This window comes from Corynebacterium callunae DSM 20147, assembly GCF_000344785.1.
Taxonomy (GTDB): Bacteria; Actinomycetota; Actinomycetes; order Mycobacteriales; family Mycobacteriaceae; genus Corynebacterium; species Corynebacterium callunae.
In genome coordinates this window covers 780,947-794,378 of sequence record NC_020506.1, presented here as the reverse complement: position 1 = coordinate 794,378, position 13,432 = coordinate 780,947, and the positions used below count along the sequence as shown (strand labels likewise).

The window sequence follows — 13,432 nt, the reverse complement described above, 5'->3', positions numbered from 1 at the left end:
GGCTACGCTTCATCTTCTAGTTGGGCTTCTCTGATCTCAGCTAAATCAGCTTCAGCTTTAGTAAAGCCCCCAGGGATTTCTTCCCTATCACTACGCATTTGCCCGAGAGTAATATTAGGGTTTGGTTTTTCAGTTGGTTTCCAGTCCAAAGTTTCCTCTGGGTCAAGCTGGAAGTCTATGACTTCTCCTGAAGATACTACCGTATCTTCTGGAAAAATTGGATAGTTGGGAGAAGAAGTCTCTCCATCGAAGGAGGGCTCCAAATTCGATGGAGGATCAATTACCCCCTGAGACGACCCCAACGGAAATGAAGATGACAGCGCTTGAGCATCAGCACTTGCTGCACTCCCTATGACAATGAATGCGGCCGTCACGCCAGCCAGACATTGCTTCAATAATCTGTTCATGGAAGATCCTGTCAATTAGATGTAAAGGTGGTTTCAAAAACCTCTTCTAACCTTAATTTAGTGATAGAGTTCCCGCGGAGAAACATCAAAATTACCTTCAAAGTCCTTCCCCATGACCTCGTACCACTTTGGAAAAGAGCTATGCACCTTCTCTTAAAACGCTTTCTTCCCGCGATCTTAGCTATGCTAACCACTGCAACAGCGCTATCATCACCGGTCACCGCAAACGCCTTACCGCTGACAGAAACACTTGCATTCGATACTCCAAAGTTACAAGCAACCAGCACTACTCCCGTTGAAGATAACCGGATTGCGGCACTGTGGATAAGCAATTCGCTCTCAGCATCAACAGATGAAAAACTTGAACCTCCACCTGCGCGCAGAACTTGTACTGCCTCGTATCTCGGGGATAGTTTCTGGTTAACCGCACATCACTGCGTAGCTGGACATCCCCAAGCATTGGGGTATCTTGAGCAATTCGATGGAGAAATAGCCGGCATCGCAAACGTTTACACAATGTCCGACACCGATGATGTAGCACTCATCAAGACGGAAGAAGGCATCGATGCCGATAAATTTGAGATATCGACGAAGCCGCTTTCAGTGGGTGAAACAGCAACCTTGATTGGGTACGGAGCTACCAATAGTTTCGCTTCCGAAGCCACCACTCAGATTTCCAAGCATCTGAACTCACTGGACTTTGGCCAAGCGATCTACACTGACCTCTTCGAGGGCACATCAACTTCTGCGTCTCGCTCTTGTAGCGGAGATTCTGGCGGACCTATCTTTAAAGGAAACGTAATCTATGCGGTCCACACCGGAGGGGGGTATAATCCAAACTGCGCTCAGGGGCAAGATCGACTGATGTGGCACACCAACATAAGCTCCCGGGTCAGCTGGATTAGAGAAACCGTATTTGCCAACCTTGCTTTCACCGACTCTGAACGTGACAGGGCACACAGAGGGCGAGAGCTCCACCCCACTGCGCCTATGCCACTACACCCAAGATCAAGCTCGTGGGGAAGTTCATTCTAAGTGCTTCATGCCAGGGTTCTGTATCCACTGAACCCTGGCATGAAGCAGGAAACGAGGATCTCCACTTCTTTCCCACTACGTAAAACACAGCATCCTTTATCGCGGTTACGATTGCTTGACAGGTCGTCAACCTTTGAACACACGCGTTAAAACCGCCACAGATCCTGAAGGTAGCCGTCGATCGCGATTAATACCTTCAGGATTACAGTTCAAATTGTCAGGGCTTCTATCCTCACGTCGCGACTAAGGCATTGATACCAAAGTGACGATCTGGAGACACTAGTGTCTCCAACCACCTTGTGAAATTTCCCCAACCGCATTTGATCAACGGACTTTTGTGACTTTACTCATCCAGCGGAATCACTTAGATGTCTATAGTTCTGCGACTTCGGTTGAAATCTCAGCTAGGGCTTCAAGGTCAAAGCTCTGAGCTGGTTGCTCTACAGCGTTTTGCTGTTCAATCGCTGCTCCAAGATCAGTCACCATGAAGTGGGCCACCATATCGAACTTTTCAATCATTGCGGGATCAAGATTTTGATCCCGCATATCATCGAGAAGATCTGCAGACGTAAACGGTTCGATCACATCATGATCAAGATCGACGTTCTCAGATGCTAGAAGATCCGTTGTTGCTTCATCAATCGCAGCTTGTGATTCATTCAGACCTTGATTGATAAGCCTTTCTAGCAACGGGGCGATCATCACGGCGATTCCAGCACGAGTAACAATTGCAGCTGTCGTGGAGAACTGGCGACGCTGCAGTTCCGTTGAGAACAGCGATTTATCTCGCTCAGATAAGTTACCCTTTGACTCGACAGATCGTCTGTGAACTTCACGGATCAGACGCACAGTGCTGTAGCTTTTAAGCTGTCGAGCTCCTGGCCGATACGTCCGCATTGGAACCGGATGCTTCCGAAATCTAGAAGACTGAATAACCGTGGCCACCAGCGACGCCAACTTCTGATCAATGCTTGTCATTTGCTTTTCCATTTACTTCTTCTCCGGGATTGGGGCACTAGGAAGTGGAATTGAGGGAGTATCTTCACGTCGTGAATCATCAAAAACGCCTTCATCAGCCATGAGCACCCGCATGTGATAATCAGCATGAACACGCAAAAATGTTTCCAAATATGTTGCTGGCTCAGCCACACGAAGATTCTCAAAACGCTGCCACAGCGACGTCAACCGCAGCACAGCCTCGGGATGAGACCACCAAAATGGAGTCCACTTCACATCCCGCTCCCGCGCTTGGGTGTACGGATAGACATGCAGTAACCAGTCATCGACAAACTCAAAGACCGATGCAAACTGTGGCTCAGGAATAGATTGTGTATCGAGGCTGGCCTTGATATTTCCTAACTCGTTCTCCACGAAGTTAAGGAGAAGCTGCGCAATCTCATTGTCATGGCCATAGGCCTGTGCCAGCTCTCCAATTTGCGCGCCAACTTCCGAAAGCGCCGGCGTTAAAAGTGCCTGCTCAACTTTCTGCTTAATCATCTCAGACATGATCTATCTCTTTCTATCGGAGGGTTGCATAACACTAAGCTTTGGTGATCCGAAGGAGGTCTTTGGTTTCCTGTGGCCACGGACGTTCCCACCACGGCTCAAGCTCAGCCAAAATCGGACGATGTTTCGTAGCGAAAACAATCGCGCGTCCCTGCTCAAGTGACGACAGTTCGGCCACAGTTAAGATTTTCTTTTCATGAAGCGACGTCGAGACTGAACGCCCATCACGTGAGGAAGACACTGACTTGGAACGTTCTTCTGCATCTCCGATAAGCTCCACCATCTTTGACAGCATCTTTTCATCACGAACGCCCCCGCCATAGAGCATGATCGCGGACGCAGACCACAAGGCCTCCATCCCTTCTTCTCCCCAGACACTTACCCCCTGGGCGTAGGACTGCAAGATCGTCATGAGAATGATCGAGCGCGATCCATAGTGGGAATACAATTTGGGTAGTTCCGGCCAGCGCACAACGTTTGCAGCCTCATCTAGTGCTGCCACCAGGGGCACAGGTAACCTGCCGCCATTGGCTTCACCGTAGCGTTCTGCTGCTTGCATGATCGACGCCACTAATGCAGTGGTGAGTGCTGCTGCGGAATCGGGGCCTTCTTTTGAAAGGACATACAGCGTGTCATGAGCGGTGCGAACAAAGTCAGCTGGTATGAAACGCCTGGCACCAGCGGTTGGGGTCACCCATTTCACTGCTTCTTTTCGTCCTAGAGGTGCGACCATCTGCGCAGCTTGAGAGAAAATTCCGCTTCGCGTACGTTCGGTGATCGAATAAGTTGCTGCCAACGCTGAGGCCTGTTGATCCCACCCGCCATCGCCGGATAAAATTGCCACCGGCGTGCGATCAGAATCATCATTTGCCCAGATAAAGACATCACTAATTGGTCGTCCGCCAATAGCTGCTGCCATAAGAAGCCTGGAGGTAAGATCCCGGCCAGCATTATGAAAATAGCTGTCTCCACCGGAAGTATCCCCACTTTGAGCACAGAGGAAAATATCTGCCAAAGCAAGTGCGGCACTGTCCATCATGTCGGGATTTTCACGCAAAGAATCCAACGGATCAAAGAACCACGGATTTTGGTCAAAGCCAGCTGCAATGCGTTGGGGATCAAACACCCACACGTTTCCACGCGCGGAGGTAAATGCCACTGTTTCATCCACAATGTCACGTTTATTTGAGGTGGTCATGACGACTCCGGGAGCATCGACAATGGCAGGGATTACCTGCGTTGTGGTCTTGCCCATTCGTGGCCCGAAAATCACCAGATAGAGGTCTTCCCAGGAGGAGTACAGACCCCTTTTGCGGTTGCCCACCACCGTTCCAAATTTCAGTCCAGGGTATTTTTCTGCAAGCTGTTCAGGAAGCCATTTTTTCGATAGATCAGTAGCCTTCTTCTTGGAAAAAGATTCCATATCTCTGCTGGAACCCAGCAGATGGCGCACCTGATCAACACGTTTTTCCGCCTTTGGTTTCCGAATTAGCCACCAAAAACCCGCAGCAATAAAAGCAAAGATCACTGAGAGTACAGCAGTGACGATGGTGGCATCGGTTGTCCAGGTGAATTGGCCTTTAGCTAGGCTGATAAACAAATTGATGGGATTCCACGGCACAGCATCTTCAAGGCCGTTTTTATCATTGGAATACACCAATGCGAGATGAACTGCCACAGTCGCTGCAAGTAACAGGACAAACAATGAGGCCACAAGCACAAGCTGTGGATCTGATCCAGGCTGTTGTGCACGCCGAATATTGTCTCTACTCATCGGTATCAGCCTCGACCAGTTCCGCCAGATTGTTGTCCTGCCACTTCTTAAATCCCGGCACCTCCGCCATCGTCACCGCGCGAAGATCCTCATTGACTTCAATATCAACAGCGACGCCAAAGCGTGCGCCTTGAGCACGAAGTTCGTGTTCATCTAGCGCAGGACAGGTGCTGTGAAGATAGAGCCGGCCCTGTTTGTGTCCCGCAGCCTCAAATGCTTTTGATGCAATCCATACCGCCTTTTCTGCGACAGATTGCTCTGCGGAGATAAGGTCACCCGCAACGCGGATCTTGTCACCATCAAAGAAGCGTCCATACCAAATGGCATCGTCTTCACTGTTGCAAATGGCAAACGAGCCTTCACCATTGTCGCCTTCAACTGCACCTGTCCACAGCATGACTGCGGGGGCATCAGATGCAAGACTTTCTAGAGCTTCTGCCCGTTCTTTGTCTTGAGCTTCAAATGTTTGAGCGCGCAGATCCTCATAAGAGACAGCGATCTTCTTGAGGGAAAACTTGTACTTCCCGAAGTCATTTTCATTCATGAAACCCTGTTCTTCGGCAAAGTCTTTGAGCGTTTCATGCGTGGTAGCGGATTTTAATTTTGCCTTATGCTCTGCCACGATGGAGTCGATCTCTGCCCAGCGGGCTTTTTCTGCTGTTGATAGTGCCATGTTGTTCTCCTTTAAAAAATAACGTTGGTAATAGCGAAGCGCTGCACAAGCCAGGTCATTTCTTGCTTTGACTGACCAGTCGTGGCCACCGCATCCACGGTGACTTCAAATTGGGAATAGGGAGTGACATCGCCCTGAGAGGTGAGCACATTTTGAGTCACCAGCACAGTGACTTTGCTTAGGTCATCCCGGATTTCTTCATTCGTGGTTTCAGTAGCCGCAGAGATCACATCGCCATTTTTTGCCCATGTGTCCCACTCATTGGCAACAACATGATTAGGATCGGTCGCTGCAATCTCCATCTGCTCAGCAAGTTCTTCGGTGAGACGATCAGAAACCCCAAGAAGCCCATCGAGCGGAGTCTCAAAGTGAGCTGGCTGCCAGCTATATGCCGCGCCCATAACAGCTTGTGCTGCTGCCTGAGCACTAGTTTTCGTTGGGTCAGCATGATCGTGTCCTTCGTGGCTCACAATTTCCTGATCTGCGGTGAGATCTGCTTGTTTTGGCGCAATGCTTGCCCACACCATCCAGGCAATGCCAGCGATTACGGCAAGAGTCACCACAACGGCCATGATTATTACTGTTGGAGAAGCTTTTTTCTCCATGTCGATCCCCTTTCTAGACTTTGGTGAAGCGTTCAATTTCTTGTGGCACAATCACGACATATTTTTGTGTCTCTGCATACGGCGGTACCCCTCCGTACTGCTGCACTGCTCCAGGCCCAGCGTTGTAGCCAGCCAGCATCAGTGAAAGCGGATCACCAGAAATTTCCCCCGAAGCAATCATGGGTTCTTGTGACTCTGCGATCTCGCAGAGATAGCGTGCAGAGGCCATAATCGCGTCGCCCGGATCACTGGGTGATCCTGAACCCGGTGCCCCAATGACCTGGCCATTCTCATCGACTTTCGCACCGACACTTGCCCACGTGCCTGGCATGAATTGGCCGTATCCCTGTGCGCCGACAGGCGAGACTGCATTGGCATTGAACCCACCTGATTCATGGAACACAAGACCGGTAACAGTAGGTGCTGAGACTTCTGGGCATACCTGACCGGCGAGCTGGAACCACCTGCGAAGCTCTTCTGGAATCGTCGCCTCATCCAAATCAGCATCCACGTGTTCTGCGGACAGGTTCGTATCACAGTCACCGGTGGCAAAGTTTGGTGAACTGCCGTCCGATCCTGGCACATCATAGGTTTCTGATCCATTGGGAAGCCCTGCTCCTAGCACTGAAATATGGACATGATCAAAATGGTTTTCAGTCAAACTATGTCGGTCTTCCATCATGTATGGAGACCCATTCGCCGGAAACAGTTCTTGTCTCCAGATCACATAGTCGACATTAAATGCCTCTTTGTTCACCAGCACATAGTCACGGATTCTGTTTCCTAGCGCAATACCCTCTGAGCTGGAATAATCCGCGATCATTGCATCAATTGAGCGGCCTTCTGTGTGATCTGAGGCGTATCCACCATTTGCTCGCCATCCACCGAATGCGGCTACTTCTGGGAATTGCGCCACGAGAGCACGCCCCAGTTTGATGGCGTCAGTTTGCAGGTTCGTTTCATCGAGACGAGTGGAAGAATCGGCATCAAGCACAGGGGTAGGAATAGGTGATGTCTCAGTATCTGGGCTGTCTGCTGTTCCTGGTTCCACAGCACGCTCTAACCACGGCATGGGATCTACAGATGCTCCAGCATCACGGCCTCCAGGCCAGACTTCAAAGTGCAGGTGTGCCCCCTGCTCACCTGGTGGATAAACCTCGCCATTATAACCCTCATTGCCGATGTGTTGGCCTGCTTTAACGGTGTCACCTGCACTGACGTGAACATCCTCTGGGAAAAGATGCCCGTAGACCGTGGACACTAGCTGCCCATCGAGCTGATGATCTAGAACGATCCACTGCCCAAAACCAGAAGCCGATCCAGCTTTAGAGACCACACCATCAGCAAACGCATACAGCGGAGTTCCTGCGCCTTGCGCAATGTCCAGTCCTTGGTGTGTCGGACGATCCGCACTACGAAAACCAGACGTGATGTGATCCATGGCGTTAGCCTCAGGCAAAGAAAAAGCCCCTGCCGGAACACCTGATCCCATCGGCTGACGCGATGGGTAGCACTTTTCCTCGTCGCTGCTCATAATCGCAGAAACTAAGATAACGATAAACAGCACAATAGCCAAAGCTATTGCAATGACCTTTTTCATACTGCTTTCTTCTTTAACTCTTCGACCTTCGCACGGAGACGACGAACTTCCTGTTCAAGTTCTAAGATCCGACCTGCTCGCGGGGCTGGCCACACGCCTTCCTGACGCAGCCAACCTTCAAGCGTGGATCTTCCAATTCCGTTTTCACAAGCAATCGTGGTGGCCGCTTTCGTGGGGTGACTATAGGACTCCCACGTCGTGATGAATTCTTTGATCACTTCATCTCGGAACTCTGCTGAAAAACGGTGCGCCCTCATGACTCACCATCCGAGAAATAAGTATCAAAGCGCTGGTTTGTGTCATGAAGACGATCAGTAATTTCAGTGGGAGTAAGTACCACCTGAACTGGGACACCTGCTGAGCCATCTTTCGACGGCTTGATCATGAATCGACCACGGCCAGGAGGTGAGGATCGGGCACCAAAAGTTCGTGACCGGCGCAAATGTGCGCCTTTTGACCAAGATGTGATCATCGAGGCTTCAGCCGGAGAAAACTCCAACCGAGAAGAAAGGATATCCAGCTCAGAGTTCGGCAGCCCACCGCAAACCACCATCCCAGCACGCTCAATAAAGCCCATCGCTTTTTTACGATCTTCTTCTGTTGGTAGTGATTCCAGGTCTTTGAATGTGTGTGTAATCATGTGCAGCGCAGTGGCACTCGTACGGTTCAATCGAGTCAAGCTGTCTACCTGTCCCACCATGTCCGGTGCCGAAGAAAGCACTTGCCACATCTCGTCGAGGGTGACTGAAAAGTATTTCTGATCACCAAGCCCTGCATCAGCAAGCATGTGTGAGGCTTCAATCGCACCGAACGCAGACGACCAACACGCCATCATTACCGCGGCTTTCATAGAGGAATCCCCACGGTCAACGGCAGAAACATCAATACATACGGCTGTGGAATCAACTTGGATGGGATCAGTGGTTTGACCTGCAAAAATCTGTCCCGTAGCACCATCGAGCAAGGCGTTGAGTGAAAGAACAAGATCATCAATACGTTCCTGCCAAGCTTCATCCGTTCGGGCACGCGCCTTTTTCCTCAGATTCGTGCTTCCCTCTTCAAGAATCTCGATAAGGTCGGTCAAAATTGGAGGATGTTCCCATGAAAATCGAGAATCAGCAGAAAGCTCACGAAGCGTAACAGAAACAAGCATCGCTTCCCAGTCTGCAATGGGAGCACCTCGTCCAAGCCCCACCAAGGTGGCCACCATCGTGACCTGTCTCCCGTGAACCTGTTCTTTCGCACGCTCGATGAGATCACCGTTACCAGTTTTTTCGAGATGTTCTTTCGAAGACTCCAGAAGCGGAATCACACGACCAAGAGCACCGACATCCAGCGGGTTGATTTTGCCTTCACCATGGCCAATCGTGATGACCTGACCACCGACTTGCTGCGTAAAACCAACATATTCACCTTTGATATCACCAGCAATGATCGGGATGTGACCCTGGGCTACCCCACCCATGAGCATTTTTCGGATGAGTGTCGATTTTCCCAAACCTGGCAGTGAGAGCACAAAAGCCGAAGGGTTAGCGATAATGCCCTCTCGAAACCAACTCATTGCGTCACAACCCACATCGGCTCCTGTCGTGACATGCCTACCCAGTGGAGTACCGATAATCGGTGCGGGCGCACCGACAACATTGGGAGAAAATCCTGCGCCTAAGTTCGTCGTTGTTTGCCATTCCAGACCACCTGATACCACCGAGGCTGTGCCAGCTCCTGAGCCAAAGAAGCCGGTGACTCTAGGGGAATGATAGGAATGATCAAAACGGATACCGTCCATATCAGGGATGCTGGTATGTTCTTTCAGCCACCGACGATACGCCCGCCCTCGTGTGGTCAGCGCGGGTGGTGGTTGGAGTTCTCCTGCGGAAATACGCTGGTGGAGGTCAAAGAAGTCTAGTTCAGTAGTTTTTGTCATTGTCATGGCATGACCTCCGCTTTGATGTGTTGCCAGGGAAGAATTCCCAAGCCTGCCCCTGCTAACGTTCCCATTCGCTGCCGACCAAAAAGCCGGTGAAAACGCAGTCTCTGTGGTGGCTTTAACCCAGAAATAATCTCACCTATCCGGTAATTCGCTTCATTAAAAGTTGCGCCCCGCACAACGATCAATCCAAGGCGTAGTCCCGTACCTAAGATCGCTGGGCGCGTTATGTGTGTGTAGGTCAGCCATGATTCTTTGAATGCAATTTCGCTGAGGTGGTCGTGAAGCTCCTCATCAATATCAATCTCCGAGGCCACCGCGACAGTATCGGCAATGGAGATAAAGTCGTAGTGAACTTTTCCTATGGCTACTGGCGGCCACGAAGATCCCCATGTTTTCTCCGCGAGGCTTCCCACCGCACGAGAATTGAGCGGATTTAGCTCCAGGCCGATCTCGTCTGACTCCGCGGTGATCATGTCACCACGCCGAGCAAGGGAAGTCAGAAATTCTGTTCGATCACGTTTTTCCGTCTTGACGGTGGCTTTAAACGTCAACGAGACGCGAACACCATCAGAATGTGGCGTGGTGGCCACACATGCAATTTCATCGTCCATGGACATGACCTGCTCAAATCGTCTCACCATGTGGTTATCGCGATGAGCTGACTCTGATAGCAGAGTCACCTGTCCCTTGTGCGTGTCAATGATTGCGCCGTGATCAAAACCTGCACGATCTCGCACTTCACCCAATTCGGTGCTCTTAAGCTCTGCGGCGATGAACTCACTGGTCATCACCTTTCTTAAACTCCACATATGATCAAGTCTTTTCTGTTATTCACCAATTATTTTGGAGGTCGTGGCCTTATCCCACGGAACCTGTCCAAGTCCACAGCTGATCTGAAAACCGACATCCTGCTGGCGCTTCATCACTTGGAGTCGAATAGATGAAGACGACGCGAGATGAACAACTTCTGTGGAGATCCGACGTAAATCTGATGGATCATCAGTGGTCGCGGTGACAAACATCGAGTACCGACCAAGCTGAGCACCCTTTGATTGCGCACGTCTGGCTGCATCGGTGTGCTCAAGACGCATTTCAGCACTGGCCGAAGTCAACTTCTTAGACGAGTTAGCAGCCACCATCGCATCACGATGCTCATCCTCCACACGAGAAGCGCCGGTACCAGATTCATACGGGCGGTACACTAGCGCAACCCTCTTACGGTCAAGGCGATCATGAGGCTGAATCAGCTTGTGCAAAAGCGTGTCTTCAAAGGAAGATCTGGGAGCGTCTTTCATCTCCCAGGTCACCGAAGCACACCCATCATGGTGATAAACACCTGGCAACGTGATCGCTGAACTTGGACCAGCATCATCCCAGTTCAGACCGTGGTTTTCGTTGTCCACCACCATTTGCTCGAAATCTTGTTCAGAAGCTGGATTGAAGAGAACGTGTGCACGTGCAGTGATGTCTGTAGCCGACATAGGATGAGCAAGAATGCCCGCCCACGTCAATGACTCATACATTGGCGCAATGGCCGTTGAAAGCTGATGTAAAAACGAGTCTTCTGTGAGCATGTCGCGCTCTACGTGATAGGTCACAGAAATATGGGCGTAAACCTCTGGAATGCCTACAGAGACTGCCTGAGCAGCTTCCCTCATAATCGTCTGCGCGACCATCGGAGCAGTCGGTGAAATCAGCGACTGTACCTCATGCGAAATCAGTTCTCCGGTGCCGGGATATGAACCGATCACAATCACTGCATGTTTGATGTTTCCAGCCAAAGATAATCCGGCAAGCCAGTGTGACCATTCAGCAGTCTGCGCATTACGTTCAGCCTGCGTCATGGCAGTTTGACCCGTGAGCTGACAATCAAAAACGACGGTGGCGTCACGTCGTGGACGATCCAAAATTACACCAAATTTATGCCCACTTGTATCAATGCCCTCTAGCATTTCAGTACGCGCTAGTAGCCCTGGCAACTTGCGCTGTCCTAGTGGCACACGTGATCCAATCCCCGAGAAATAAAGGTGTCCACCAGCGCGTTTTCTGCGCTGATCCTGCCACATCAACTGAACAGTTTCAGCCAGTGATCGACCCGCCCATTTCACAGACACGACCACTGCGCACACAATCGTCAGAGGTAAAACAAGGGTAAAGCCCCACTTCGCAAGACCCATGAGTTGCAGCACAAGAAATGAGATAAAACCTACTGCAATTATGGCGGTGGCTTTCATAGAGAAGCCCCCGAGACCAGTGCGTACAGATGGCTGACCTAGCGAATACTGTACGGCTTCATCAGCGGTGAATTTGTCCTGCATAGTGACCTGCTCCTCCAATCGAACCCTCAAGAGTGTTTTGTGACGTTTGCGCTAAATTTCCTGTGCCTTGAAGCGCGTATCCGCTGCCCCTAGCTACCGACGCAGCTCCGCGGCCAACGCTTGACGCTCCACGGCCTGCGGCACCACCCACACGAGCAGCACCACGACGAACCGTGCCTGCACCACTGGCACTAGATCCACCGCCACCGCGTGCACCGGAACCAGATCCACCGCGTGAGGCTCCCCCGCCACCAGGCGCACCAGCTACCGGAGAGCGTGGCGGAGTTGATGTAGACGCGCCAGCACCAGTCGCTCCCCCACTGCCGGCTCCTGCACCACCAGCACTGCCACCGCCTGCTGATGAAGCTGCCTTTCCAGCAGCGCTTGCGCCACCCAGCATTCTTCCTGCTCCACCTGCAAGAGCACCTGCGCCAGCACCGACAGCTCCCGCAGCGGTCATCGCACCAGCAGCACCCGAACCACCCGCTTGAGACACAGCTGGGACGATGGCACGCACCAAGGCTGGCGCGGTAAATCCAGCGATACCAATCATGAGCGCATTAATCAGTCCCGTTGTGGTGCTTCCGTCTCCACTATTGCTCACATTCCACAGCACCACCGAGTACAGCAGCGCTGAGACGGGCTTGAACGCAATCGCAGCGATGATGTAGGCCACCAAGTGGTTCAGTCCTGATCGGCCTGTCTCTGAGAAACTCAGTGCTGCAAACAATGGTGTTAATCCAGCAGCTATCGGCAAAATCAGCACACGAATGACCAGTGCGATCAGCTGCATAATCGAGCCAGCAAGCGTCAAGCCCGAGAGAATAAGCAACAGAATAGGGCCACCAAATGATTCATCCAGCATTGTTAATTGCACAAACGTTGCAGGATCAGAAACACCGAAGCTTTCCATGATCGCATCAGCGAGCATGTCCGAGGCCATCAGTGCACCGGGCACCGCAGCAGGCACGACCAAAGAGAAGATCAACCAGCGCCCGATGACTTCGCCAGAATCGGAGATCCCTTCTTGTAATCCCATACGCCGAGACGCTGCAAGTCTGGCACCACCGACAATGAAACTGGCGACCAACGCCAACCCGGTGAGTCCCAGGACAATATTGCGCACACCTTCCACATTCGCGGACAAGCTAGCACCGCCGATGCCGGTCATGGAATAGTCCATCCAGAACGTCATGGCCCACATCATTGTTTCGGCATTGCCTTCCATCACCGACTGAACGAACTGACCAATATTGGTGTCCCAAAATTTCGAGGCAGCTTCCACACCATCAGCCACGGTATTAATTACTGGAGACAGCGCGAAACACTCAACATTTCTTAGAACATTGGTGATTCCAGCTCCTAGACCGTCGTTTTGCGCCGCATCTTCACCAACCGTGGCGATATTGGCCTGAGAGAGATTGTCACGGCAGGTATTGAAGCTGTCTTGACCGAAAATCCCGAGCCCGCCGGTGTGTTCTGTAGCTGATGGTGCTTCTAGTTCTTCCTGTGCAAATGCAGGTGACACCGAGCCAAGGAAAGCAATCAGGCTGATAAATACAGCCATTACAATTCTTTTCATCC

The 13,432-nt window shown here is 51.4% G+C and carries 13 protein-coding genes; 1 reads left to right on the top strand and 12 read right to left on the bottom strand.

Annotated features, from left to right (window positions below; all coding sequences use genetic code 11):
- Window positions 1–2: 2 nt before the first annotated feature.
- Window positions 3–407, bottom strand: a complete 405-nt coding sequence (locus tag H924_RS14525; RefSeq protein WP_052160412.1) for a hypothetical protein — start codon at window positions 405–407, stop codon at window positions 3–5.
- Between the two features lie 60 nt (window positions 408–467).
- Between H924_RS14525 and H924_RS03785 the strand changes: the two genes are divergently transcribed.
- Window positions 468–1,442 carry a S1 family peptidase gene (locus H924_RS03785; RefSeq protein ID WP_052160413.1) on the top strand — a complete coding sequence of 325 codons (975 nt, stop codon included), beginning with the start codon at window positions 468–470 and terminating at the stop codon, window positions 1,440–1,442.
- Between the two features lie 372 nt (window positions 1,443–1,814).
- Here the strand turns inward: H924_RS03785 and H924_RS03780 are convergent, their stop codons facing one another.
- The 11 genes from H924_RS03780 to H924_RS13605 are packed head-to-tail and all read right to left on the bottom strand — an operon-like array spanning window position 1,815 to window position 13,430.
- Window positions 1,815–2,432, bottom strand: a complete 618-nt coding sequence (locus H924_RS03780; RefSeq protein ID WP_015650635.1) for a hypothetical protein — start codon at window positions 2,430–2,432, stop codon at window positions 1,815–1,817.
- On the bottom strand, window positions 2,433–2,948 hold the full coding sequence (locus H924_RS13610) for a DUF4913 domain-containing protein (protein ID WP_015650634.1): 516 nt from the start codon (window positions 2,946–2,948) through the stop codon (window positions 2,433–2,435). It abuts the gene before it with no gap.
- 34 nt (window positions 2,949–2,982) lie between these two features.
- Window positions 2,983–4,722, bottom strand: a complete 1,740-nt coding sequence (locus tag H924_RS03770; RefSeq protein ID WP_015650633.1) for a type IV secretory system conjugative DNA transfer family protein — start codon at window positions 4,720–4,722, stop codon at window positions 2,983–2,985.
- The gene (locus tag H924_RS03765; protein ID WP_015650632.1) at window positions 4,715–5,395 is read right to left on the bottom strand and encodes a hypothetical protein; all 681 of its coding nucleotides are present in this window, start codon (window positions 5,393–5,395) and stop codon (window positions 4,715–4,717) included. Before H924_RS03765 ends, H924_RS03770 begins: the two co-directional genes overlap by 8 nt.
- An 11-nt stretch (window positions 5,396–5,406) precedes the next feature.
- Window positions 5,407–6,000: a hypothetical protein gene (locus H924_RS03760; RefSeq protein ID WP_015650631.1), complete on the bottom strand. Its 594-nt coding sequence runs from the start codon at window positions 5,998–6,000 to the stop codon at window positions 5,407–5,409.
- A 13-nt stretch (window positions 6,001–6,013) separates the two neighbouring features.
- Complete coding sequence (locus H924_RS03755) at window positions 6,014–7,600, bottom strand: peptidoglycan DD-metalloendopeptidase family protein (protein ID WP_015650630.1); 1,587 nt, start codon at window positions 7,598–7,600, stop codon at window positions 6,014–6,016.
- Entirely contained in the window at window positions 7,597–7,857 is a 261-nt protein-coding gene (locus tag H924_RS03750) for a transposase (RefSeq protein WP_015650629.1), read from the bottom strand. The genes H924_RS03755 and H924_RS03750 overlap by 4 nt, the downstream gene beginning before the upstream one ends.
- Entirely contained in the window at window positions 7,854–9,524 is a 1,671-nt protein-coding gene (locus H924_RS03745; RefSeq protein ID WP_029703448.1) for an ATP/GTP-binding protein, read from the bottom strand. The genes H924_RS03750 and H924_RS03745 overlap by 4 nt, the downstream gene beginning before the upstream one ends.
- Window positions 9,525–9,526: 2 nt before the next feature.
- Window positions 9,527–10,339: a hypothetical protein gene (locus H924_RS03740; RefSeq protein WP_211208111.1), complete on the bottom strand. Its 813-nt coding sequence runs from the start codon at window positions 10,337–10,339 to the stop codon at window positions 9,527–9,529.
- Between the two features lie 18 nt (window positions 10,340–10,357).
- Window positions 10,358–11,848: an SCO6880 family protein gene (locus tag H924_RS03735; RefSeq protein ID WP_015650626.1), complete on the bottom strand. Its 1,491-nt coding sequence runs from the start codon at window positions 11,846–11,848 to the stop codon at window positions 10,358–10,360.
- A complete protein-coding gene (locus H924_RS13605) occupies window positions 11,826–13,430 on the bottom strand; it encodes a hypothetical protein (protein ID WP_245533897.1) in 1,605 nt (534 codons plus the stop codon). Before H924_RS13605 ends, H924_RS03735 begins: the two co-directional genes overlap by 23 nt.
- Window positions 13,431–13,432 lie beyond the last annotated feature (2 nt).